At 71.7% G+C, this 23,364-nt stretch carries 21 protein-coding genes; 9 read left to right on the plus strand and 12 right to left on the minus strand.

Features of this window, described 5'->3' with window-relative positions:
- The first annotated feature begins 34 nt into the window (after window positions 1-34).
- The 4 genes from BGP79_RS10245 (at window position 35) to BGP79_RS10260 (ending at window position 5,512) form a co-directional block, all read left to right on the plus strand.
- Window positions 35-1,402, plus strand: a complete 1,368-nt coding sequence (locus tag BGP79_RS10245; RefSeq protein ID WP_076695135.1) for an HRDC domain-containing protein — start codon at window positions 35-37, stop codon at window positions 1,400-1,402.
- 124 nt (window positions 1,403-1,526) lie between these two features.
- A complete protein-coding gene (locus BGP79_RS10250) occupies window positions 1,527-2,789 on the plus strand; it encodes a thiolase family protein (protein WP_076695137.1) in 1,263 nt (420 codons plus the stop codon).
- Window positions 2,786-4,924, plus strand: coding sequence for a 3-hydroxyacyl-CoA dehydrogenase NAD-binding domain-containing protein (locus BGP79_RS10255; RefSeq protein ID WP_076695139.1), 2,139 nt, complete (start codon window positions 2,786-2,788; stop codon window positions 4,922-4,924). The genes BGP79_RS10250 and BGP79_RS10255 overlap by 4 nt, the downstream gene beginning before the upstream one ends.
- A 111-nt stretch (window positions 4,925-5,035) precedes the next feature.
- Window positions 5,036-5,512 (plus strand): Rieske (2Fe-2S) protein, encoded by a 477-nt coding sequence (locus BGP79_RS10260; RefSeq protein WP_076695141.1) that lies wholly within the window; start codon window positions 5,036-5,038, stop codon window positions 5,510-5,512.
- A gap of 99 nt (window positions 5,513-5,611) precedes the next feature.
- Here the strand turns inward: BGP79_RS10260 and BGP79_RS10265 are convergent, their stop codons facing one another.
- From BGP79_RS10265 to BGP79_RS16950, 4 genes are all read right to left on the minus strand, one after another.
- A complete protein-coding gene (locus BGP79_RS10265; RefSeq protein ID WP_076695143.1) occupies window positions 5,612-6,475 on the minus strand; it encodes a helix-turn-helix domain-containing protein in 864 nt (287 codons plus the stop codon).
- An 81-nt stretch (window positions 6,476-6,556) separates the two neighbouring features.
- Entirely contained in the window at window positions 6,557-7,531 is a 975-nt protein-coding gene (locus BGP79_RS10270) for an aldo/keto reductase (RefSeq protein WP_076695145.1), read from the minus strand.
- Between the two features lie 88 nt (window positions 7,532-7,619).
- Window positions 7,620-9,647, minus strand: a complete 2,028-nt coding sequence (dxs, locus tag BGP79_RS10275; RefSeq protein WP_076695147.1) for a 1-deoxy-D-xylulose-5-phosphate synthase — start codon at window positions 9,645-9,647, stop codon at window positions 7,620-7,622.
- A 177-nt stretch (window positions 9,648-9,824) separates the two neighbouring features.
- Window positions 9,825-10,553 (minus strand): S41 family peptidase, encoded by a 729-nt coding sequence (locus tag BGP79_RS16950; RefSeq protein WP_255363078.1) that lies wholly within the window; start codon window positions 10,551-10,553, stop codon window positions 9,825-9,827.
- Between BGP79_RS16950 and BGP79_RS16955 the strand changes: the two genes are divergently transcribed.
- A complete protein-coding gene (locus BGP79_RS16955; RefSeq protein ID WP_233121384.1) occupies window positions 10,434-10,751 on the plus strand; it encodes a hypothetical protein in 318 nt (105 codons plus the stop codon). The genes BGP79_RS16950 and BGP79_RS16955 overlap by 120 nt on opposite strands.
- Window positions 10,752-10,761: 10 nt before the next feature.
- Entirely contained in the window at window positions 10,762-11,289 is a 528-nt protein-coding gene (locus BGP79_RS10285; protein WP_083701783.1) for a winged helix-turn-helix domain-containing protein, read from the plus strand.
- A 93-nt stretch (window positions 11,290-11,382) separates the two neighbouring features.
- On the opposite strand, the gene BGP79_RS10290 is transcribed toward BGP79_RS10285, so the two are convergent.
- From BGP79_RS10290 to BGP79_RS10300, 3 genes are all read right to left on the minus strand, one after another.
- Window positions 11,383-14,205, minus strand: coding sequence for an aconitate hydratase (locus tag BGP79_RS10290; RefSeq protein ID WP_076695153.1), 2,823 nt, complete (start codon window positions 14,203-14,205; stop codon window positions 11,383-11,385).
- 244 nt (window positions 14,206-14,449) lie between these two features.
- Window positions 14,450-15,931: a class I SAM-dependent RNA methyltransferase gene (locus BGP79_RS10295; protein WP_076695155.1), complete on the minus strand. Its 1,482-nt coding sequence runs from the start codon at window positions 15,929-15,931 to the stop codon at window positions 14,450-14,452.
- Window positions 15,928-17,913, minus strand: coding sequence for an APC family permease (locus BGP79_RS10300; RefSeq protein ID WP_076695157.1), 1,986 nt, complete (start codon window positions 17,911-17,913; stop codon window positions 15,928-15,930). The genes BGP79_RS10295 and BGP79_RS10300 overlap by 4 nt, the downstream gene beginning before the upstream one ends.
- A gap of 155 nt (window positions 17,914-18,068) precedes the next feature.
- Here BGP79_RS10300 and BGP79_RS10305 point away from each other — a divergent pair, with 155 nt between their 5' ends.
- Complete coding sequence (locus BGP79_RS10305; protein ID WP_076695158.1) at window positions 18,069-18,743, plus strand: TrkA family potassium uptake protein; 675 nt, start codon at window positions 18,069-18,071, stop codon at window positions 18,741-18,743.
- 8 nt (window positions 18,744-18,751) lie between these two features.
- Window positions 18,752-19,525 (plus strand): TrkA family potassium uptake protein, encoded by a 774-nt coding sequence (locus BGP79_RS10310; RefSeq protein WP_083701817.1) that lies wholly within the window; start codon window positions 18,752-18,754, stop codon window positions 19,523-19,525.
- Here the strand turns inward: BGP79_RS10310 and BGP79_RS10315 are convergent.
- From BGP79_RS10315 to dut, 4 genes are read right to left on the minus strand one after another with little or no spacing between them, the layout of a single operon-like run.
- Complete coding sequence (locus BGP79_RS10315) at window positions 19,491-20,333, minus strand: DUF3159 domain-containing protein (RefSeq protein ID WP_143588374.1); 843 nt, start codon at window positions 20,331-20,333, stop codon at window positions 19,491-19,493. The genes BGP79_RS10310 and BGP79_RS10315 overlap by 35 nt on opposite strands.
- On the minus strand, window positions 20,330-20,611 hold the full coding sequence (locus BGP79_RS10320; protein ID WP_076695160.1) for an OB-fold nucleic acid binding domain-containing protein: 282 nt from the start codon (window positions 20,609-20,611) through the stop codon (window positions 20,330-20,332). Before BGP79_RS10320 ends, BGP79_RS10315 begins: the two co-directional genes overlap by 4 nt.
- Window positions 20,604-21,545 (minus strand): DUF3710 domain-containing protein, encoded by a 942-nt coding sequence (locus BGP79_RS10325; protein ID WP_233121387.1) that lies wholly within the window; start codon window positions 21,543-21,545, stop codon window positions 20,604-20,606. Before BGP79_RS10325 ends, BGP79_RS10320 begins: the two co-directional genes overlap by 8 nt.
- The gene (gene dut, locus BGP79_RS10330) at window positions 21,542-22,027 is read right to left on the minus strand and encodes a dUTP diphosphatase (RefSeq protein WP_076695162.1); all 486 of its coding nucleotides are present in this window, start codon (window positions 22,025-22,027) and stop codon (window positions 21,542-21,544) included. The genes BGP79_RS10325 and dut overlap by 4 nt, the downstream gene beginning before the upstream one ends.
- 142 nt (window positions 22,028-22,169) lie before the next feature.
- Here dut and BGP79_RS10335 point away from each other — a divergent pair, with 142 nt between their 5' ends.
- Window positions 22,170-22,706: a DUF3093 domain-containing protein gene (locus BGP79_RS10335; RefSeq protein WP_083701785.1), complete on the plus strand. Its 537-nt coding sequence runs from the start codon at window positions 22,170-22,172 to the stop codon at window positions 22,704-22,706.
- A gap of 128 nt (window positions 22,707-22,834) precedes the next feature.
- On the opposite strand, the gene BGP79_RS10340 is transcribed toward BGP79_RS10335, so the two are convergent.
- Window positions 22,835-23,134, minus strand: coding sequence for a DUF4193 domain-containing protein (locus tag BGP79_RS10340; protein WP_076695164.1), 300 nt, complete (start codon window positions 23,132-23,134; stop codon window positions 22,835-22,837).
- Window positions 23,135-23,364: the final 230 nt, after the last annotated feature.

Here is a 23,364-nt window from a genome sequence, read left to right on the forward strand (position 1 = left end):
CTGACCTGTGCCGACGGGATATCCTTGACCCGACATGACAACAGGTCCCTCTTCCCGTCAGCCACGGCCCGACGACACCACGCCGGCCCCTGACGCCACCCCGTCCGAGACTGACGCCGCCGCCGCCGACAGCGCCGCCGTGGACACCGTCGCCGTCGTCGACCTGCTCGACCCGGCCGAGGGCATCCCGCCGGTGATCGACACCGCCGAGGGTCTGGAGCGAGCCGCCCGTGCCCTGGCCGCCGGCACCGGACCCGTCGCGGTCGACGCCGAACGCGCCTCCGGTTTCCGGTACGGGCAGCGCGCCTTCCTGGTCCAGCTGCGCCGCGAGGGTGCGGGCACCTGGCTGGTGGATCCCGAGGCCCTGGACGGCCTCGACCCGCTGCAGGAGGCGCTCACCGATGTCGAGTGGGTGCTGCACGCCGCGTCCCAGGACCTGCCGTGCCTGGCCGAGCAGGGCATGCGCCCGGACCGCCTCTTCGACACCGAGCTCGCCGCGAGGTTGCTCGGCATGCCCCGGGTGGGCCTCGGCGCCGTGATCGAGGCCGAGCTCGGGCTGCACCTGGCCAAGGAGCACTCGGCCGTCGACTGGTCCACCCGCCCGCTGCCCGAACCCTGGCTGAAGTACGCCGCCCTCGACGTCGAGGTGCTCGTCGCGCTGCGCGACCGGCTGGCCGACCGCCTCACCGAGACCGGCAAGGACGAGTTCGCCCGGCAGGAGTTCGAGCACGTCCGTCTCACCACCACCCCGATCGTGCGCACCGACCCGTGGCGCCGGACCTCGGGCCTGCACCAGATCCGTGACCGGCATCAGCTGGCCGCCGTGCGGGAACTCTGGCTCGAGCGCGACAACCTGGCCCGCCACCGCGACGTCGCACCGGGCCGCCTGATCCCCGACTCGGCGATCGTCGCCGCGGCCCAGGCCATGCCGCGCACCGTGCCGCAGTTGCTCGAGACGCGCGGGTTCCACGGGCGCGCCGCCCGCCGGGAGGCACCGCGCTGGCTGCGCGCCGTCGCCGCCGGCCGCGCCGCCGAGGACCTCCCGCCCCTGCACGTCGCCGGGGACTCCCCGCCGCCCGTGCGGCAGTGGTCGGACAAGGACCCGGTGGCCGCCGCCCGGCTGACCGCCGCCCGCGCCCGGATCGCCGAGCTGTCCGAGCAGTGGACCATCCCGATCGAGAACCTGCTCACCCCGGACCTGCTGCGCCGGGTGATCTGGCGTCCCCCCGCCGCGGGTGACGCCGTGGACGGCGACGCCGTCGAGCTTGCCCTGACCGCGTCAGGAGCCCGGCCCTGGCAGCGCGAGCTCGTGGGCGGCATCGTCCTCGACGCCCTGCGCATCACCGAGGCCGCACCACCGAAGCGGGCCGCCACCGCCTCGACGACCTCGACCACCCGCTGACCTGCACCGATCCATCCGCGCTGCCGAACAGCCGCGTCGCGGGTTGAGCGGGCTTGTTACCCACGGGTAACATCGAGGACGTGCGTGAACCAGCGCACACCGCGATCGGTGCGAGGAGTCATCCGTGAACCAGAGGCAGCTGCGAGAGGTCGTCTTCGTCGACGGCGTCCGCACCCCGTTCGGCAGGGCCGGCGAGAAGGGTTACTACGCGCAGACGCGGGCCGACGATCTGGTCGTGCACTGCATCCGCGACCTGCTGCGCCGCCATCCCGAACTGCCGCCCGAGCGCATCGACGACGTCGCCATCGCCGCCACGACGCAGTCCGGCGACCAGGGCCTGACCATCGGCCGCACCGCCGCCCTGCTGGCCGGCCTGCCGCGGTCCGTGCCCGGCTTCGCGATCGACCGCATGTGCGCCGGCGCGATGACCGCCGTGACCACCACCGCCTCCGGCATCGCCTTCGGCGCGTACGACGTCGTCATCGCCGGCGGTGTCGAGCACATGGGCCACCACCCGATGGGCGTCGGCGCGGACCCCAACCCGCGCTTCGTCAGCGAGAGGATCGTCGACCCCGCTGCCCTGAACATGGGCAACACCGCCGAGAACCTGCACGACCGCTTCCCGGCCATCACCAAGGAGCGCACCGACCGTTACGCGGCGGCCAGCCAGCGCAAGCTCGGTGCCGCGTACGAGGCGCAGCAGATCCAGCCCGATCTCGTGCCGGTCGCCACCCGCAAGGACGGCTCCGGTTGGGAGCTGCGCACCGTGGACGAGCCGCCGCGACCGGGCACCACCGTCGAGGACCTCGCCGAGCTGCGCACCCCGTTCCGCGCGCACGGCCGGGTCACCGCCGGCAACGCCGCCGGCCTGAACGACGGCGCGACCACGGCGCTGCTGGCCTCCGAGGAGACGGCCGTCGAGCTCGGCCTGCCCGTGAAGATGCGCCTGGTGTCCTTCGCGTTCGCCGGTGTCGAGCCCGAGGTGATGGGCGTCGGCCCGGTGCCCGCGACGGAGAAGGCACTGCGCAACGCGGGCCTGTCCATCGAGGACATCGGCCTGTTCGAGATCAACGAGGCGTTCGCCGTGCAGGTGCTCTCGTTCCTGGACCACTTCGGCATCGCCGACGACGACCCGCGGGTCAACCGGTACGGCGGCGCCATCGCCGTGGGCCACCCGCTCGCCTCCTCGGGCGTGCGGCTGATGTCCCAGCTGGCCCGCCAGTTCGAGGAGGACCCGTCCGTCCGGTACGGCATCACGACGATGTGCATCGGCCTGGGCATGGGCGCCACCGTCATCTGGGAGAACCCCCACCACGCCGACTACGGCAGCAGCAGCACCGGCACCGCGAGCACCGGCACCACCAGCACCGAAGGAGCCACGGCATGAGCGCCGACACCACCACCGCGCAGTTCCAGCCCCTCGCGGACGCCTTCGCCGACGAGGTCGTCACCCATTCCCTGACCACCGACGTCGCCCTACCCGCCGGCGCCGGCACGATGGCGCTGATCACCCTGGACAACGGCCAGGACCACCGGCGCCCCACCACGCTCGGCCCGAACACCCTGGTGGAGCTCGGCCGCACCCTGGAGGGGCTGGCCGCCCGCGCGGCGGCGGGCGAGATCGTCGCCGTCGGCATCACCGGCAAGCCGCACTACCTCGTCGCCGGCGCGGACCTGTCCGCCACGACGCGGTTGAGCGATCAGGAGCAGGGCCGGCAGATGGCGCGCCTCGGCCACCACGTGTACGGGCTGCTCACCTCCCTCGGGGTGCCGAGCTTCGTGTTCATCAACGGCGTCGCGCTCGGCGGCGGTCTCGAGATCGCCCTGAACGCGGACTACCGCACCGTCTCCACCGCCGCCGGTGCGCTGGCCCTGCCCGAGGTCTACCTCGGCCTGGTGCCCGGCTGGGGCGGCATCTACCTGCTCCCCCGGCTGATCGGGCCGGCGAAGGCAGAGAAGGTCATCTTCGAGAACGCGCTGGCCAACAACCGGACCCTGACCGGGCCGCAGGCGGCCGAGCTCGGCATCGCCGACGCCCTGTTCGAGGGCGCCGACTTCCTCGAGCAGTCGCTCACCTGGGCCGCGGGTGTGCTGACCGGCACGGTCACCGTGACCCGGCCCGACGCCCTCGACGACGACACCATCGACCACGCCGCCTGGGACGCCGCCGTCGCGAAGGCCCGCGCCGTGGTCACCGCCCGTACCTCGAACGCCACCCCGGCGCCGCAGCGGGCGCTGGAGCTGTTCGACCAGGGCCGGCACCGGACGAAGGCCGAGGCGTTCGCCGCGGAGGACGACGCTCTCGCCGAGCTGATCACCACCCCCGAGTTCCAGACCACGGTGTACGGCTTCCTCGAGCTCGTCCAGAAGCGGGCGAAGCGGCCCGCCGGCGCCCCCGATGCGAAGCTCGCGCGCCCGGTGACCAAGGTCGGCGTCGTCGGCGCCGGCCTGATGGCCAGCCAGCTCGCGCTGCTTTTCGCGCGCCGGCTGACCGTGCCCGTCGTCATGACCGACGTGGACCAGGCGCGCGTGGACAAGGGCGTCGCGTACGTGCACGCCGAGGTCGCCAAGCTCAAGGACAAGGGCCGGATCAGCACCGACGCCGCCAACCGGATCACCGCGCTGGTGACCGGGACGGTCGACAAGGGCCAGTTCGCGGACGCCGACTTCGTCATCGAGGCGGTGTTCGAGGAGCTCTCCGTCAAGAAGCAGGTCTTCGCCGAGGTCGAGGCCGTGGTGCGGGAGGACTGCATCCTCGCCACCAACACCTCCTCGCTCTCCGTCACCGCCATGGCGGAGGACCTGGCCCACCCCGAGCGCGTGGTCGGCTTCCACTTCTTCAACCCGGTGGCCGTGCTGCCGCTGCTGGAGATCGTGCGCGCCCCGAAGACCGACGACGCGGTGCTCGCCACCGCCTTCGCCGTCGCGAAGGGGCTGAAGAAGAACGCCGTGCTCGTCACGGACTCCGCCGCGTTCGTGGTCAACCGCGTCCTCGGCCGCATGTTCGGCGAGATCACGAAGGTGTTCGACGAGGGCACCGACGCGCACACCGCGGACACCGCGCTGGCTCCGATGGGACTGCCGATGACGCCGTTCGCCCTGCTCGCGCTCGTGGGTCTGCCGGTCGGCGCGCACGTGCAGGAGTCGCTGCAGGCCGCGTTCGGCGACCGCTTCCACGTCTCGGCGAACCAGCAGCGCCTGATCGACGCCGGGCGCACGAGCCTGTTCGAGAAGGACGCGGACGGGAACGACGTCGTCTCCGACGAGACGCTGGCCCTGCTCGAGGTCGGTGACACCCCGTCGACCGCCGAGCAGGTACTGACCCGCACGCAAGACGCGCTGGCCGACGAGATCCGGCGGATGCTCGACGAGGGCGTCGTCGCCGGGCCCGAGGACATCGACCTGTGCATGATCCTCGGTGCCGGCTGGCCGCTGCACCTGGGCGGTATCACGCCCTACCTGGACCGGGTGGGCGCCTCCGAGCGGGTCACGGGACGCCGGTTCCACGCGGACCAGGGCTGACAACGCGCTGACCTGCATTTCCTCCGGGGCGGCTGGGTGTTGACCCTGAATCGCCCCGGAGGAGTGCCGGTCGGCTGGGCGTCCGGATCGGCCGACCCTAGGCTGACCGACATGGAACAGCCTTCCGCCTCGTCCCCGTCCCGCCGCGTGGTCATCACGCTCTCGTCCTCGGCGGTGGCGGCCGCTGCCCTCGCCGCCTGTGCCCCCACCGGATCGGGCAGCTCCTCCGCCGGCGGGTCGTCCGCTCCCGGCTCGGCGACGGCGTCCTCGGCCGGAGGTTCCTCGGCGGCCGCCCGCGGACCCGAACTGGCGAAGGCCGCCGACGTGCCCGTGGGCGCCAGCAAACTGGTGGGCACCGGCAACGCGCAGGTGTTCCTCTCCCACCCGTCGGGCAACACCTTCCGCGCGTTCAGCCCGTCCTGCACCCACCAGGGCTGCACGGTCGACGTCGAGTCGGACAAGTTCGTGTGCCCGTGCCACGGCTCGGAGTTCGCGCTGGCCGACGGCGCCGTCCTGCAGGGCCCGGCGGACAAGCCGCTGATCGAGCGCAAGATCACCGTCGCGGACGGCACCGTCTACCTCGCCTGACCTGCCGCTATCCGCGCCAGCTCGTCAAGAGATGCTGCATCCGACACGGATTCGCGGAGTTTCGCGACATCTATCGACGAGCTGGCGCTCAGGGGTGTGTCAGCCGGCTCGCGTGTCCCGGTTCTTCCCGCCGACGCCGTAGCGTTCCTGGCGCTCGACCCAGGCCTGCAGGCGCAGGTTGAGGTCCTCCCACCCGCGGTCGTACCCGGCGGCACGCTCGGCCGGGAAGGCTCCCACCGCGTCGTGACTCAGGTTCACCCGCGTGCGCTCCCCGACCGGGACGAGCTCGTAGCGGACCTCGCCGGTGCACGGCGATCGCATGCCCATCGACCCGGTGAAGGCGAAGACACGATCCGGCTCCAGGCCGCTGACGACGCCCCACAGCTCGGCGCGCTCCCCCCGGCTCTCGGTCACCGATCCGCCGATGCGCAGCTCGGCGGTCATCCGGGTCGGCGCGTCGCCGTCCTCGGCGATCAGCAGGTAGGGGGCGCCCCACCAGGCCTCCAGGTCCTGGGTGATGGCCCGGTAGACGGTGGCGGGGTCGGCGTCGATCTCGAGGGACTGGCGGACGCTGAAGGTGTTGATCTCGGGCATGGCACTGGGCCTTTCCGTACCGGCGTCCGGGGACGCCGGCCTGCTGACGAAGGCGGCCAGACGATTCAGCCGCAGGGCGTCGTCGGCCTGCTCGGGCGAGAGCCAGCTCAGCGTGCTCTCGACCAGCCGGGCCGCATTCAGGTGGTTGAGGCGCTCCCGCCCGCGGGCCTCGGCGGTGACGAGCCCCGCCTCCCGCAGGACCTTCAGGTGATGCAGGGCGCCGTAGCCGGTCCTGCCGCCGCGGCCGGTGCGTCCGACCACCGCCTGCAGATCCGAGGTCGTGGCCGGCCCGTGGCGCAGCCGGTCCACGATCGCACGTCGCACGGGGTCGGCCAGGGCCGCCCACACCGGCGCCGGGTCGGCGGTCATCGCCGCAGTCCCCGTCGCCAATAGGTGCGAAATTTCACACCTCCAGCGTACGGCGCCGGTCCCGGCGTGACCAGACCCCCGTCAGAAGGGGGCGACCTTCTCGGCCGGCGGGAAGATCTCGTCCAGCTCGGCGAGGTCCTCGGCCGTCGGCTTCCACCGGACGGCGGACGCGTTCGTCGTCGCCTGCTCCGGGCGGGTCGCCCCGGCGATCACGCTGGCGACGGCGGGCCGGGACGCCAGCCAGGAGAACGCCACCTCCACCTCGGTGAGGTCCCGGGCGGCGGCGTACTCCGAGAACCGGGTCAGCTGCCGCCAGTCGGTCGTGTCCAGCAGGCCGCTGCGGGAGTGCGTCAGGCGGGAGCCCTCCGGGGCCTTGCCGCCCGCGTACTTGCCGGTGAGCAGGCCGTTGGCGAGCGGGAAGTACGGCAGCACGCCGATCCCGTACGCGGTCGCCGACGGGATCACCTCCTGCTCGGCCCGCCGGTCCAGCAGGTTGTAGGCGTTCTCGGCGGAGACGAAGCGCGCGGTCCCCCGCATCCGGGCGGTGAACTCGGCCTCGGCGATCTGCCAACCGGCGCGGTTGGAGTGCCCGATGTAGCGGACCTTGCCCGCGCGGACCAGGTCGTCGAGCGCCTCGAGGGTCTCCTCGATCGGGGTGACGCCGTCGGGCGTGTGGTAGTGGTACAGGTCGATCCACTCGGTGCCGAGGCGACGCAGGGAGTTCTCGACCGCGGTCATGATGTACCGGCGGGAGCCGCGGGCTCCCTGCCACGACCCGCTGGCGCCGCGGGTGTCCATGCCGAACTTGGTGGCGACGACGGCCTCGTCGCGTCTCCGGCCCAGGCTCTTGCCGAGCAGCTCCTCGCTCAGGCCGGCCGTCTTCCCGTAGTTGTCGGCGACGTCGAAGAGGGTGATGCCGGCATCGAGCGCCGCACCGATCACCGCCTGACTGCCCTTGAGGGTCTCGCTCGCGGTGTCGGCCCGGCCGAGGTTGTTGCAGCCGAGGCCGACCGCGGAGACGGTCAGGCCGGACGTGCCCAGTTGACGGAGTTCCATCGCTCCAGTCTAGGGAACCTCGAGGTCCGCCCTGGTCACCGGCGGTACCGGGGTCACCTGCGACGACGCGACGTCGGCAGTTGCGTGGTCAGCGCGCGTCCGACTCCCGGCTCTGCGCCGTCCGGTCCTCGTCCGCGTCGGCCGGCAGGGGCCGCGCGTAGGGCACCTTCGCGCCGAGCACCTGGGCGACGGTGTCCTGGGCGATCTGCTGCCCGGTCAGCCCCACCCGGGCGAGCACCTGCGAGCGGGACCCGTGGGCGAGGAACTCGACCGGCAGGCCCACCTCGTTCAGGGCGGTGTCCACGCCGGCCGCGCGCATGTGCTGCCGCAGCCGGGAGCCGACGCCGCCGGCCTTCACGCCGTCCTCGATCACGACGACGATGCGGTGCCGCGCCGCCATCGCGACCACGGACTCCGCGACGGGCAGCACCCAGCGCGGGTCGATCACGGTCGAGGAGATGCCCTGGTCGGCCAGGCGCCGGCTGACGTCCAGCGCCAGCTCGCTCATCGCGCCGACGCTGACCAGCAGCACGTCGGCGGCCCGGTCGGTCCCGCCGCCCGGCTCGTCGTCGTCGTCCGCGGTGTCCCCGTTCGGGGTAGTGCGGGCGAGGATGTCGACGCCGTCGCCGGTGCGGTCGATCGCCGCGACCGCCGGTCCGACCGAGCCCTTCGAGAACCGCACGACCGACGGCGCGTCGTCGATGGCGACCGCCTCCCGCAGCTCCTCCCGCAGGGTGTCCGCATCGCGGGGCGCGGCCAGGTGCAGGCCGGGCACGATCTGCAGCAGGGAGAGGTCCCACATGCCGTGGTGGGAGGGCCCGTCGGGGCCGGTGACGCCCGCGCGGTCCAGGACGAGGGTTATCCCGGCCCGGTGCAGGGCGACGTCCATCAGCAGCTGGTCGAAGGCCCGGTTGAGGAAGGTGGCGTACAGGCAGACGACGGGGTGCAGCCCACCGAAGGCCATGCCCGCGGCGGAGGCGACGGCGTGCTGCTCGGCGATGCCGACGTCGAAGACGCGGTCGGGGTGGCGAGCGGCCATGGTGTGCAGGCCGACCGGGATGGTCATGGCCCCGGTGATGCCGACGATGTCGTCCCGCTCGTCGGCGATCGCGGCGATCTCCTCGCTGAACACGGAGGTCCAGGAGCGGGCGCCGGGCTTCTCCAGCGGCATCCCCGTCTCGGGGTTGATGACGCCGACGGCGTGGAACTGGTCCGCCTCGTCGGCGCGGGCGGGCGCGTACCCGCGTCCCTTCTCGGTCAGCGCGTGCACGATGACCGGCCCCTGGTAGCGCCGGGCCTGACCCAGGGCGTCCTCGACGGCGCCGAGGTCGTGGCCGTCGATGGGCCCGATGTACTTCATGCCGAGATCCTCGAAGAGGCCCTGCGGCGCCCACCAGTCCTTGATGCCCTTCTTGGTGGCGTGCAGGCTCTTGTAGGCGAACTGCCCGACGACGCCGCCGTTCTGCAGCCGTTCCTTCCAGAAGTCGAGCGTGCCCTCGTACGCGGGGGCGGTGCGGACGCGGTCGATGCCGGCGCGCAGCGCGGCGAGCTGGTCGGCGAGGCCGCCGATGGTCGGGGCGTAGGAGCGGCCGTTGTCGTTGACGACGATGACGACGCGCCGGTCGCGGTCCGCGGCGATGTTGTTGATGGCCTCCCAGGCCATGCCGCCGGTGAGGGCGCCGTCGCCGACGACGACCACCGTCCACCGGTCGTCCTCGCCACGCAGCTTCCGCGCCTTGGAGATGCCGTCCGCCCAGGACAGGGAACTGGAGGCGTGGGAGCTCTGGACGATGTCGTGGACCGACTCGGCGCGCTCCGGGTAGCCGGAGAGGCCGCCCTCCTGGCGCAGGGTGCTGAAGTCCTGCCGCCCGGTGACCAGCTTGTGCACGTACGACTGGTGCCCGGTGTCGAAGACGATGCTGTCCCGCGGCGAGTCGAAGACGCGGTGCAGACCCAGCGTCAGCTCGACGACCCCGAGGTTGGGGCCCAGGTGCCCGCCGGTGCGGGAGACGTTGGCGACGAGGAAATCGCGGATCTCGGCGGCCAGCTTCTCCAGCTGGGCCGGGGTGAGACGGCTGAGGTCCTGGGGGTGGGCAATGGTCTCCAGCAGGCCCATGGTCCGGCTCCTTCCCGCACGGCGGCGTCTTCCGTGCGAACTCTCCACTGTACGCCGGGCGACCTCCTCCCCGCTGCAGGACGCCCGGTGTCCCGGGCCTCGTCAGATGCTCGCCACCGACGTCGTCACCGGCCTCGGACGCGCTGCTGGGCGCGGAGCTGGCCCGACGGCGGGCCGTCACCACTCAGGCCGCGATCGAGCCGGGACCGCGGTCGGTGCGGTCTCTGTGATCGTCGCGTGCCGTGGTGGCACTGCGTCGAGGTCCGCGAGTTCGCGTCGGGCGTGGTCGAGGGCTCGGTCGGCAGGGCAGACCGTGTCGGGGGTGACGCCGATCCCTTCCCAATTGCCTCCGGTGGCCTCGATGACGCTCCGGGCCACGGGTATCTGGCACGAGTGGTCCCCCGGGAGTGAGAAGTGCTCGACGGGGTGGGCTCCGCCGCACGTCTGCTCCCCGACGACACGGGCCCGACCGAGAGCCTGCTGGACGTAGGCGATGTCCTCGCCCCCGGAGAACGTGCCTGCTGAGGTGAGGACGCGTACCGGTGCGCCGTAATGGGCGCCGACATCAGGGTCGGACACGTAGTCGGTACTCGGGTGTCCACGGTGCTCGAACCGCCCGAGGTGGATCGGTGTGGGACCCAGGAGCCAGCCGTGGATGAGGGCGGCCGTGTCGGTGTCCCCGCCGAAACAGCGGCGCAGGTCGATCACCAGCCCGCGGGACCCGGCCGCGCGCCGTGCCGCTGCCCGCAGGGCGGGCAGCGCCCGATCGGGCGCGGGGAAGACGGGGTGGAACTCGACGAGGCAGAGGCCGCCGACGAGGCTCTCGACCTGGTGGATTCCGCCGGCTCGAGCGTCGTCCGGCGTGTCTGCGATGTCCTGGACAACGCTCGGGCGCGTCGGTCGCAGGCACAGGTGCCGGTCGGGCACGAGAGTGCGCAGGGCGGTGTTGGCGGCGTCGATGTCCGGCAGGTGCCCGGCCAGTTCGCCGGCATGACTGCGGATGGCGTCGGCGTGGGTGCGCGCACGATCGCTCAGGACGTAGTGCTGATCGACGAGGTCGGCCAGCGCGAGGAACACGTGAGCAGCCGGACCGGTCGACGGTGAGGCACAGGACATGCCTCTACCGTCCAGCCCTCTTGACGGCTGCCCCAACTGGCTTGACGCTTTCGTCATGGAGAATCCGGAGCTGCGTACCCTCGTCGAGACGATCGAGCAGCGTGAAGCGATGCGGCACTCGACGCGGCACCGGATCACCCTGGCTCTGCGTGAGCCGATGACCGTCAGCGCTCTGGCGCGAGAGTTGAGGATCAACAAGGGCAACATCGCCCATCACGTGGCCGTGCTGGAGCGCGTCGGCCTCGTCGATCGGGTCGGCTCGGTGACCGGCCGCGGCGGGACCGGGATCCTGTACCGCAGCGCTCCTCTGTGCCTGCGCGGGCGGGACGCCACCACCGGGATGCTGCAGACCGTGACCGAGGCCGTACTGGCCGATAGCGACGCCTTCGCCCTCCTGCGAACGGTGCGGCTCACTTCCGCTCAGGTGAGATCCGTGGCCGAACACCTCGAGAATGTCGTGCTGCACCTGCCCGCCCAGCGAGATGCCCCCCGTCACGGAATCTTCATCACGGTGTTCGACGCCTAGAAGCGGTCCCACCGTGCCACCCGGCGTACAGGGGAGGGCCCGGGGGATCACTCCCCCGGGCCCTCCCGGCGTCGTCGCCCGTCTAGGCGGCGATCACTTGGCGATCTGACGCAGCACGTACTGCAGGATGCCACCGTTGCGGTAGTAGTCGGCCTCACCCGGCGTGTCGATGCGCAGCACGGCGTCGAAGGAGATGTCCTCGGCCCCGTCCTTGCTCGCCACGACCGAGAGCGACTTCAGCGTGGTGCCCTCGTTCAGCGCGGTGACGCCGGTGATGGCGAAGGTCTCCGTCCCGTCCAGGCCCAGCGAGTCGGCGGACTGGCCGGCCGGGAACTGCAGGGGAAGGACGCCCATGCCGATCAGGTTGGACCGGTGGATCCGCTCGTAGGACTCGGCGATGACGGCCTTGATGCCGAGCAGCGCGGTGCCCTTGGCGGCCCAGTCGCGGGAGGACCCGGAGCCGTACTCCTTGCCGGCCAGGACGACCAGCGGGGTGCCGGCGGCCTGGTAGTTCACCGACGCGTCGTACACCGCGGCCTGCTCGCCACCGTTGGTGAAGTCCCGGGTGAACCCGCCCTCGACGCCGTCGAGCAGCTGGTTCTTGATCCGGATGTTCGCGAACGTGCCGCGGATCATCACCTCGTGGTTGCCACGGCGGGAGCCGTAGGAGTTGAAGTCCTTGCGCTCGACGCCGTGCTCGGTGAGGTACCGACCCGCGGGGGTGTCGGACTTGAAGGAGCCGGCCGGGGAGATGTGGTCGGTCGTGACGGAGTCGCCGAGCTTGAGCAGCACGCGCGCCCCGGTGATGTCCTCGACCGGCGTGGTCTCCATCGTCATGCCCTCGAAGTACGGGGGCTTGCGCACGTAGGTGGACTCGGTGTCCCACGCGAAGGTGTCGCCGGCGGGCGTCGGCAGCTGCTTCCAGCGGTCGTCACCGTCGAAGATCGTGCTGTACTCCTCGTCGAACATCGAGGTGTCGATCGAGCCGTCGATGATGTGCTGGACCTCGGCGGGGTCCGGCCAGATGTCGGAGAGGAACACGTCCGCCCCGCTCTCGTCCTGGCCGAGCGCGTCGTTCTCGAAGTCGAAGTCCATGGTGCCGGCCAGGGCATACGCGATGACCAGCGGCGGGGAGGCCAGGTAGTTCATCTTGACGTCCGGGTTGATCCGGCCCTCGAAGTTGCGGTTGCCGGAGAGGACGGCGCTGACGGCGAGGTCGTTGTCCTGGACCGCCTGGCTGATCTCGGACTCCAGCGGGCCGGAGTTGCCGATGCAGGTGGTGCAGCCGTAGCCGACGATGTAGAAGCCGAGCTTCTCCAGGTAGGGCACCAGGCCGGACTTCTCGTAGTAGTCCGTGACGACCTTCGAGCCGGGGGCGACGGAGGTCTTGACCCACGGCTTGGAGGCCAGGCCCTTCTCGACCGCGTTCCGGGCCAGCACCGCGGCGGCCATCATGACCGACGGGTTCGACGTGTTCGTGCAGGAGGTGATCGAGGCGATCGAGACGGCGCCGTGGTCCAGCGTGAACTGGCGGCCGTCCTCCATGGTCACCGACACCGGGTTGGAGGAGCGGCCGGTGGCACCGGAGGCCGCGGAGACGGTCTCGCGGGGCGCGGCGGCGGCGTCCTCGGCGTCGGTGTTGGCGTGGTAGGCCGGGGAGTCCGACGCGGGGAAGGACTCGTCCGAGGCCTCGTCCACGCCGTGCAGCTCGGTCTCGCCGTCCTCGACGTAGTTCTTCAGGTCCTCGCGGAACTGCGGCTTGGCGTTGGTCAGCTCGATCCGGTCCTGCGGCCGCTTCGGGCCGGAGATGGACGGGACGACCGTGGAGAGGTCCAGCTCGAGGTACTCGGAGAAGGAGATCTCCTTCGACGGGTCGTGCCAGAGGCCCTGTTCCTTGGTGTACGCCTCGACCAGGTCGACGTTCTCCGCCGAGCGGCCGGTCAGGCGCAGGTACTCGAGGGTGACGTCGTCGATCGGGAAGATCGCGGCGGTCGAGCCGAACTCGGGGCTCATGTTGCCGATCGTGGCGCGGTTGGCCAGCGGCACCGCGGCGACACCCTCGCCGTAGAACTCGACGAACTTGCCGACGACGCCGTGCTTGCGCAGCATCTCGGTGATGGTCAGCACGACGTCGGTCGCGGTGGCACCGGACGGGATGGAGCCGGTCAGCTTGAAGCCGACGACGCGCGGGATGAGCATCGAGATGGGCTGGCCGAGCATGGCCGCCTCCGCCTCGATGCCGCCGACGCCCCAGCCGAGCACGCCCAGGCCGTTCTCCATGGTGGTGTGCGAGTCGGTGCCGACGCAGGTGTCGGGGTACGCCCGCAGGGTGCCATCCACCTCCCGGGTCATGACCGTGCGCGCCAGGTGCTCGATGTTGACCTGGTGGACGATGCCCATGCCCGGGGGGACGACCTTGAAGTCGTCGAACGCGGTCTGGCCCCAGCGCAGGAACTGGTACCGCTCACCGTTGCGCTGGTACTCGATGTCCATGTTGCGCTCGATGGCGTTGCCGGTGCCGAACACGTCGATCTGCACCGAGTGGTCGATGACCAGCTCGGCCGGCGCGAGCGGGTTGACGCGCTTCGCATCGCCGCCGAGCTCCTTGACGGCCTCACGCATGGTGGCCAGGTCGACGACGCAGGGGACGCCGGTGAAGTCCTGCATGATGACGCGGGCCGGGGTGAACTGGATCTCCGTGTCCGGCTCGGCCTCGGGGTTCCAGGAGCCCAGGGCCCGGATGTGATCGGCGGTGATGTTCGCGCCGTCCTCGGTGCGGAGCAGGTTCTCCAGCAGCACCTTGAGGCTGTAGGGCAGCTTCTCGGACCCCTCGACGGCGTTCAGCCGGAAGATCTCGTACTGCTTTCCCTTGACGTCCAGGACGCCCTTGGAACCAAAACTGTCGACTGCGCTCACAGCGACGCTCCTCTCGCTACCGTCTGATGACTCACGACCCGTCGTCGTCTTCAGCGACGGGTGAAGCCTGATCGGGGTCTCCCCCCGGCCGGCCGCCGTCCAGCGGCGCCGGCACCACCACGCTGCCCGTCGTGCGTGCCCCGGGAGGTCCCCCCGGAGGTGATCCCCCGGCGTCTCGGTGCGCGTCGCGGCCGACGGGCAGATTCATCCTAGCCGTTCGGACGCACCCGTTCCGGCATGTTGCTCAGCGCCCGGACGGGGACAGCAGAGCGAAGGACTCGAGGTGATGGGTGTCCGGGTACAGGTCGAAGGCCCGCAGGGTGTGCAGCCGCCAACCGGCGGCGCGGAACCGGCCGAGGTCCCGGGCGAACGACGCCGGGTCGCAGGAGACGTAGGCGAGCCGGGCGGGCGGCGCGGCGATCAGCCGGTCGGTGACGCGGCGGTCCAGCCCCACGCGGGGCGGGTCGACGACGACGGCGTCGGCGGGTCCAGGACCGGCGGCCGCGGGTTCGGGCCTGCCGGTGCGGCGTCCGCTCCGGGAGGGTCGACCGCGGCCGCGGCCGGGGCCGCCGAGGTACCGGGCCACGTCTCCGCGGCGGACCGTGACCCCGGGCAGGTCCGCGAGATTGACGGCGGCGTCGGCGCTGGCGGCGTGGGCCGACTCGACGGAGGTGACGGCGGCACCGGCGGCGCCGAGCTGGCCGCTGAACAGGCCCGCCCCGGCGTAGAGGTCCTGCACGGTCAGCCCGTCGACTGCGCCGAGCGCCTCCCGCACGGCCGCGGACAGCACGTCCGGAGCGGACCGGTGGACCTGCCAGAAGCCGTCCCCGGTCACCCGGTAGGTGCGCTCCCCCACGCGCTCGGTCACCCAGGGGTCCCCGCGCAGGGCGTGGATCTCGTGGGTCACCGGGTCGTGCCAGCACACCGACGCGCCGGGCACGTCCGCCGCGATGCGGTGCAGGGCCGCCTCGTCGACGGCGCTGTCGGCACTGTCGGCCCTGTCGGCGCTCTCGCCGTCGTCGGCGCTGATCGTGGGGAACAGCGTGATCAGCGGCCGGCCGGAACCCGCACCGGCATCGCCCGAGGGCACCGCCACCTCGATCCGGGCGACGCCGGTCAGGTCCACGCCGGCGAGACCGAGGGCGTCGACCGCGCGGACACCGAGCGGCATGGTGGCGACGGGCAGCACGAGATCGCTGCGGTGCGGGTGCATCCCGACCCGGCCGTCGGCGGTGACGTCGAAGGTGACGCGGGTGCGCCAGTGCAGGCCGGCGGGGTCCTCGTCCGGCACGGCCTCGACCGCGAGAGCGGGCAGCTCGTCACCGTCCATCCCGGCCAGGCGACGCAACTGCTCGGCGAGGACCTCCCGCTTGAGGTCCCGCTGCCGGGACAGGACGATGTGGCCGAACTCGGCGCCGCCCACCGGGACCGATCCGGCGTCGGCGGCGGCGAGCGCGTCCGCCTCGGCCCACGGGTGCTCCCGCCGGTCCTCGGAGGCGTCGAGCACCGCGACGACGTCGGCCCGCCAGAAGGAGGCGGTGGGGGCGGCCTCGGTGACCCGCACCCGTACCCGCTCCCCCGGGATGCCGTGCCGGACGAAGACGACGCGGCCCTCGTGCCGGGCGACGGTGTGACCGCCGTGCGCGATGGGCCCGAGGGTCAGCTCCAGCTCGGCCGGGGCACCCGCCGCCGGATCCGTGTCCGGGCGGACGTCCCCCGCGGTCACAGCATCTCCTGGTAGCGGGCGGCCTCCTCCGAGGAGGCCAGCTGCCACGGGACGGAGGCGACGACGACGCCCGGTTCGAAGTGCAGCCGGGTCTTGATCCGCAGCGCCGTCTGGTTGTGCACGAGCTGCTCCCACCACTTGCCGACCACGTACTCGGGGATGTAGACGACGATCAGGTCCCGCGGGGAGTCCCGGCGCAGGCTCTTGATGTAGCGGAGCACGGGCGTGGTGGTGTCGCGGTACGGCGAGGCGAGGATGGTCAGGGGCACGGGGATCCGCAGCCGGTCCCAGTCCTCCATCGTCTGCTTCGTCTCCTCGCGGTCGACGTCGACGACGACGGCGCTGATGGTCGAGGGTCGGGTCGCACGGGCGAAGGCGAGGGCACGCAGCACGGGCTTGCGCACGTGGCCCACCGGGATGACGGCGTGCACGCGCGAGGGCAGCGCCCGGGCGGCCTTGTCGCCGCGGGACCCGTCGACGGACAGCTCCCGCGCCACGTTGACGTAGTGGGCGTGGATGCTCCACATGATCGCGTAGATGATGCCCATCGCCAGCAGCGCGATCCACGCCCCGTGGATGAACTTGGTGAGCAGCACGATCACGAGCACGGTGGCCGTCATGGTCAGGCCGATCGTGTTGATCACGCGCGAGCGCAGGATCCGCCGTCGTTCGGGGCCCTCCCGGGTCACCTTGAGCTGCCGGCCCCAGTGCCGGATCATGCCGAGCTGGCTGGCCGTGAAGGAGACGAACACACCGACGATGTAGAGCTGGATCAGCCGGGTGACGTCCGCGTTGAACGCGAGGATCAGCACGAGCGCGGCCGCACCGAGGGCGAGCACGCCGTTGGAGTAGGCGAGCCGGTCCCCGCGGGTGCGCAGCTGGCGGGGCAGGTAGCCGTCCTTGGCCAGGATCGAGGCCAGCACGGGGAAGCCGTTGAACGCCGTGTTGGAGGCGAGCACCAGGATGAGGCCGGTGGCGGCGACGACGATGTAGAAGGGGATGGTCCCGTCCGAGAACACCGCCTCGGCCAGCTGGCTGATCACCGGGTGCTGGATGTAGCCGTCCGGCAGCGGGGCGCCATTGAGGCGGAACTGCGTCGCCGGATCCTGCGCCATGTGCACGCGCGTCGCACTGGCCAGGAAGAGGATGCCGGCGATCATGCTCACGGCGATGACGCCGAGGAGCAGCAGGGTGGTGGCCGCGTTCTTCGACTTGGGCCGCTCGAAGTTCGGCACGCCGTTGCTGATGGCCTCGACGCCGGTCAGGGCCGCAGCGCCCGAGGAGAAGGCCCGCAGGATGAGGAACGCTCCCGCGAGCCCCACCAGGCCCTGGTCGAGTCCGGCCTCGGGGATGATCTGGAAGTCCGCGCTCTCGGCCGGCCGCAGCACGCCGAAGAAGGACTGGATGATGCCGACCGCGCACATGCCGAGGATCGAGACCATGAAGACGTAGGTGGGCACGGCGAACGCGGAGCCGGCCTCCTTGATGCCGCGCAGGTTCACCACCACGAGCAGGACGACGCCGAGCGCGGCCAGCCCGGCCTGCTGCCCGTGCAGCGCCGGCACCGCGGTGACGAGGTAGTTGGACGCCGAGGACATGGACACCGCGACGGTGAGCACGTAGTCCACGAGCAGCGCGGACGCCACGGTCAGACCCGCGGGCTTGCCCAGGTTCTCGTTGGCGATCTCGTAGTCGCCGCCACCCGAGGGGTAGGCGTGCACGTTCTGCCGGTACGAGGCGACCACGGTCAGCATCACGAGCGCGACGGCGAGACCCACCCACGGGGATATGGTCACCGCCCCGACGCCGGCCAGGGCGAGGGTGAGCAGGATCTCGTCGGGAGCGTAGGCCACCGAGGAGAGGGCATCGGAGGCGAAAACGGGAAGGGCGATCCGCTTCGGGAGCAGGGTGTGGCCCAGGCGGTCGTTGCGGAACGGCTTGCCGACCAGGATCCGCTTGATCGCGTTGAAGAACGTCAGCACAGAGCAAACCTAGACGTTTGTCCCACCCATCGCCACGCGCGCCCGGCCACCCACCCGTGCGGGTGACCGGACGCCCTCGTGCGCCTGCGTAGGATGTGCCGGGGGCATCGTCCACACCGGCTGCCGTCGAGACCAGAAGCGAGGGAGAAGCGTCCGTGGCGCACTTCGTCATCATGGGTTGTGGCCGGGTCGGCCTGTCCCTGGCCCACACCCTGGACAACAACGGTCACTCCGTGGCCATCATCGACCAGGACGACCGCGCGTTCCGGCGCCTGCGGTCCAGCTTCAGCGGCCGCAAGGTCAGCGGCATCGGGTTCGACCAGGACACCCTCCGGCGCGCCGACATCGAGAACGCGTACGCCTTCGCCGCGGTCTCCAGCGGCGACAACTCCAACATCCTCGCCACCCGCGTGGCCCGCGAGACCTTCCATGTCCGCCACGTGGTGGCCCGCATCTACGACTCCGGGCGCGCGGAGATCTACCAGCGCCTCGGCATCCCCACCGTTGCCACCGTGCGCTGGACCGCGGACCAGGTTCTCCGCCGGATCCTGCCCGAGCAGGCCATCGCCGGCGACTTCCGGGAGTCCTCCGGCCGGCTGATCCTCAGCCAGGTCAACCTGGACGAGGCCTGGTCCGGCCGCCCGGTCGCCGACGTCGAGCGGCTCACCGGCGTGCGCGTCGCCTACCTCACCCGGTTCGGGGAGGGCATGCTCCCCGCGGCGGACACCACCTACCAGCCGGGCGACACCGTGCACGTGATGATGCCCGTGGACCGCTCCGACGAGGTCACCAAGCTCCTGTCCGCCGCCCCCGCCACGGAGGTGAACTGATCATGGCGATGCGTGTCGTCATCGTCGGCTCGGGAGCGGTGGGATCGTCCATCGCCCGCGAGCTGCTGGCCCACGACCACGACGTCCTGCTGATCGACAGCAAGCCCGAGGTGATCGGCCGGTCCGGCCTGCGGGGCGCCCGCTGGCTGATCGGGGACGCGTGCGAACTGTCGACCCTGGCCGACGCCGACCTGCCCAACACCCACGTCGTCGTCTCCGCCACCGGTGACGACAAGGTCAACCTCGTCGTCTCGCTGCTCGCGAAGTCGGAGTTCGGCGTCGGCCGGACGGTCGCCCGCGTGAACAACCCGAAGAACGACTGGATGTTCGACGACGCCTGGGGTGTCGACGTCGCCGTCAGCACGCCACGGATGATGACGGCGATGGTCGAGGAGGCCGTCGAGGTCGGGGACATCGTCCGGCTGCTCACCCTGCGGGCCGGCGTCTCCTCGCTCGTCGAGTTCACCGTGCCGGACGAGTCGCCGCTGGTCGGCCGCACGATGGCGTTCGTCGCGTGGCCCGAGGACTCGACGGCCGTGGCCATCCTGCGGGACGAGATCCCGATCGCGCCGAGTCAGGACGACGTCATCGAGGGCGGGGACCAGCTGTTCTTCCTGACCACCATCCAGGCGGAGGACGAGCTGCGGACCATCCTGTCCGGCACCGGGACGTCGGCGACGGGTGAGACGACGGGCTCGACCGGGTCGACGGCAGCCACGGAGACGACGGGATCGACCGCCGCGGAGGTCAGCGGGTCGAGCGCGGGGCGCGGCGAGGACTGACTGCCGGCCGGGAGATCAGCCACGCCATCCAGAGGGTGAAGGCGTAGAGCGGCACTCCCATCAGCAGCCGGGTGGTGCCGAGCGCCACGAGGTTGCCGGCCAGGTAGAGCGGGAACTGCACGATCAGCCGCAGGGCGAACATGGCGATCAGCAACCACGTCGCACGGGTGTAGGCGCGGGCCCGGGCCGGCACGAGGCGCCAGTCGTTGCCCTCGTTGCGGAGCAGCCCGAACACGAGGCCGACCAGGGGCCAACGGGCGAACACCGAGGCGACGAGCACGACGATGCTCACCACGTTCGTCCAGAAGCCGGGCACGTAGTAGTTCAGCGGCTGGTCGCTGACGTCGGCGAACAGGGCGCAGATCACGACGCCGACCAGGCCGGAGAGCGCCTGCACGACGGGGCGCCGCTCGATCAGCCGCCACACCGTGAAGACGACGGCGACGGCGATCGCGCTGATCAGCGCCGGGGTCAGGGCGCGGGCGAACGTGAAGACGGTGAGGAACACCAGGCCCGGCAGCACGGCCTCGACGATGCCGCGCGGCCCGCCGATCGCCGCGAGCACGTCGATCCGTCCGGCGTCGTCGGTCTTCAGGCCGCTGCCGGTCATGCCTGCGGCCACCCGGGCGAAGCCGGTCGGTTCGGCACCCGGCTCACCCGAGGGTGAGCCGGCGCGCGACTCGGCGTCACGGGCCTCCCGACGGCTCTGCTCGACGCGGCTCTCTTCGTCGCGGCTGTGCTCGACACGCCCCGGCTCGGGGCCCTCGTCGGGCATGCCCGGCGTGCCGGGAAGGTGCTGGCCGCTCACGCCTCGCCTCCCTGCTGGATGATCTCGTAGTGCGGGTCGAAGATGACCGCACGGTGCGCCTGCTGGGAGAGCGTGCCCTCGACGCGCAGCGTGACGCCGGCGTCGACGCCGGGCACGAACCGCTGCCCGTGCCAGATCAAGTGCACCCGGTGGCCCGCCTCGTCGTCGAGCACCGCCTCGTAGTACGGGGGCGCGCCGATCGGCTGGATGGTCACCGATTCGAGGCTGCCGGTCAGCGTGACCCGGTGGGGGGTCTCGATGGCGGGCCACTCAGCCAATCTGGGTGACCTCGGGGCCCCGCTCCGGCGGGCCGTCCGGGGTGGGTCCCTCCGGGGTGTCGCCGGCGTCCTCGACGCCGGGGATGGAGAGGGTGAGCAGGTCGCGCGGGGCCATGGCCTCGGTGCCGCGGACCACGACGACGTCGCGGAACAGCGCCTCGATGGCGGCGGCCTGCTCGTCGTCCGTCGCGGCCGCGCCGGTGATGACGCCGCGCAGGAACCAGCGCGGTCCGTCGACGCCGACGAAGCGGGCGACGCGCAGACCCGCGTCCGCACCGGCGACGGTGGGCACGGCGGCCAGCAGCTCGGTGCCGAAGGAGGTGCGCACCTCGTGGGCCTGGCCGGACTGCGCGGTGACGCCCTCGGCGATCTGCGCGCGGATCTCGTCCCACAGACCGGCGGAGCGCGGAGCGGCGAACGCCTGCAGCTGCAGGCTGCTCTCGCCGAGGTCGAGGATCGCGGCGAGGACCCGGTTGGTCGCCTCCTGCACCTCGAGGCGCAGCATCACATTCTGCACCGGCTTGATCATGATGGCGCCGAGGTCGAGGTAGCCGTCGCGATCGGTGATCTCACCGACGTCGTGAGGACCGTGCTCGGCCCGATCCAGGACATCGACCGCGGGACCCGGGGCCGGTGCGGTGGCGGGCTCCTCGGGGCTCCCGTCGGTGCCGGCGTCGGCCGGGACCTCAGGCGTCTGGCTCGACGCGGGCGTGGCGTCCTCGGCGGCGGTGTCCGTCGCGGCGGTGTCCGTGCCGGTCGCCGAGCCGTCGGTCGAGGGCGTGCCCGTCGTCGGCGGAGTGCTGGCCGAGTCGGTACCGATCGAGCCGGTGCTGTCCGAGTCGGTGGTGTCGGTCGTGTCGGCGGGGGCCACCGGATCGGCCGAGGTCATCGGCAGGTCGGCGGAGCCGCGTCGCTTGGAGCGTCCGAAGATCATGCGTCCTTCAGTCCTTTCGTCCCGAACCCGCCGGTGGAGCCGAAGCCTCCGGCGCCGCGGACCGAGGTCGGTAGGTCGGTCACCACATCGAAGTCGGCGCGGTCGACGCGCTGGATGACCAGCTGGGCAATCCTATCGCCGCGCGCGACGGTGAACGCCTCGCGCGGATCCGTGTTCAACAGCGTCACCATGAGCTCGCCGCGGTAGCCGGCATCGACGGTGCCCGGCGCGTTGACGATGGTGATGCCGTGCTTCGTCGCCAGCCCCGAGCGGGGATGGACGAGGCCGACGTAGCCGAAGGGCAGCGCGAGGGCCACCCCGGTCGGCACCAGCGCCCGCTCCCCCGGTTCGAGGACGAGGTCGACCCGGCTGCGCAGGTCGGCTCCGGCGTCCCCGGGATGGGCGTAGGCGGGTGGTTCGATGCCCTCGTCCAGCAGCTGAACCGCTACCCGGACGGTGGTCGGCGCGTTCTCGTCGGTCACAGTCCCCCACTCTAACCAGCCGTGCCGGGCGTCCCGGCGATCAGCGGGGGCGGGCCGGTGATCGCCGGGGGGCGGGCCGGTGATCGCCGGGAGGCGAGGCGCGGATTGGTTGCGGACACGCGCGCGGTGGGATGCTGGAGCCATGCCCCGCTCCGCGCCCGATCCCGCCCAGCCGACCCCCGACCCGGCGTCGTCCTCGTCGACCGCGGCGGACGCGCCCGGAGCGGACGCCGTGCTCTACCGGGAACGGCTGTGGCCCTCGTTCTGGGTCTGGTTCGTGTGCATCGGCGTCGCCGCCGGCTCGATGGTGGTGTTCGCCCCGATCAACATGACGGCCGGCGTCGTCGTCTTCCTCATCCTCGCGGGGCTGCTCGTGTTCGCACTGATCCGCTCCGCCGCCACCATCGTCGTCACCCCGACGGTGCTGCAGGTCGGCCGCGCGCAGATCGAACGGCGCTACCTCGGCGACGTCGCCGGCTTCAGCCACGAGGAGGCCCGGGTGCAGCGCGGTATGGAGCTGAACGCGCGCGCCTACCAGTGCATCCGCGGCTGGGTCGATCCGGTCGTGACCATCGGCATCACCGATCCGGCGGATCCCACCCCGTACTGGATCACCTCGACGCGGCACCCGCGCCGGCTGGTCGGCGTCCTCACCGGCGCCTCCCGCGCCGCGGACTGAGCCGGGCTCAGCCACACTGAGCCGTTCGGGCGGTCATCCGGGCACAAAAAAACTGCCGTACCTGTCGGTACGGCAGTGGTGCGTCGTCCGGTCCGTGCCGCTGCTGGACACGGACCGGGGAAAGCGCTTCAGGCGTCGCACTCCTTGCAGATGAACATGCCGTCCTTCTGCCGGGAGATCTGCGAGCGGTGCCGCACCAGGAAACAGGAACCGCAGGTGAACTCGTCAGCCTGAGCGGGCAGCACCCGGATCAGGAGCTCTTCACCGGACAGATCGGCACCGGGGAGTTCGAACCCCTCGGCCGCCTCCGCCTCGTCCTCGTCCACGACCGCCGACTGCTTGTCGGTACGCCGGGACTTCAGTTCCTCGATGGAGTCTTCGTTCGTTTCGTCGTCGGTCTTGCGTGGCGCGTCGTAATCTGTCGCCATTGGTGTCTCTTCACGCTCCGGTCGTTCGTGCGGGTCCCTGGTCGGGAAGAAAGATACTATACGGCCTCGGTAGCCGCGTTCAGCACGCGAGGTGTACGCCGTTCTCCAACCGCGACGACCCCGATTTCATGCCCGCGACATCGCCGTTGCGCTGTGGGCGAAGCCGTCGCCGACCCGCGACCGGCGGGGCGCGCCGAGACGCGCCACCAAGTGGAGTCCGGGCCGATTCC

This window comes from Tersicoccus sp. Bi-70 (assembly GCF_001968825.1).
Lineage (GTDB): Bacteria > Actinomycetota > Actinomycetes > Actinomycetales > Micrococcaceae > Tersicoccus.

Excerpts from the sequence above, each read along its gene's own strand:
- dxs (WP_076695147.1), bottom strand. The coding sequence starts at position 9,647 with ATGGGCCTGCTGGAGACCATTGCCCACCCCCAGGACCTCAGCCGTCTC.
- BGP79_RS10325 (WP_233121387.1), bottom strand. The coding sequence starts at position 21,545 with ATGATCTTCGGACGCTCCAAGCGACGCGGCTCCGCCGACCTGCCGATG.
- BGP79_RS10260 (WP_076695141.1), top strand. The coding sequence starts at position 5,036 with ATGGAACAGCCTTCCGCCTCGTCCCCGTCCCGCCGCGTGGTCATCACG.
- BGP79_RS10285 (WP_083701783.1), top strand. The coding sequence starts at position 10,762 with ATGCCTCTACCGTCCAGCCCTCTTGACGGCTGCCCCAACTGGCTTGAC.
- BGP79_RS10245 (WP_076695135.1), top strand. The coding sequence starts at position 35 with ATGACAACAGGTCCCTCTTCCCGTCAGCCACGGCCCGACGACACCACG.
- BGP79_RS10335 (WP_083701785.1), top strand. The coding sequence starts at position 22,170 with ATGCCCCGCTCCGCGCCCGATCCCGCCCAGCCGACCCCCGACCCGGCG.
- BGP79_RS10310 (WP_083701817.1), top strand. The coding sequence starts at position 18,752 with ATGCGTGTCGTCATCGTCGGCTCGGGAGCGGTGGGATCGTCCATCGCC.
- BGP79_RS10265 (WP_076695143.1), bottom strand. The coding sequence starts at position 6,475 with ATGACCGCCGACCCGGCGCCGGTGTGGGCGGCCCTGGCCGACCCCGTG.
- BGP79_RS10270 (WP_076695145.1), bottom strand. The coding sequence starts at position 7,531 with ATGGAACTCCGTCAACTGGGCACGTCCGGCCTGACCGTCTCCGCGGTC.
- BGP79_RS10340 (WP_076695164.1), bottom strand. The coding sequence starts at position 23,134 with ATGGCGACAGATTACGACGCGCCACGCAAGACCGACGACGAAACGAAC.
- BGP79_RS10255 (WP_076695139.1), top strand. The coding sequence starts at position 2,786 with ATGAGCGCCGACACCACCACCGCGCAGTTCCAGCCCCTCGCGGACGCC.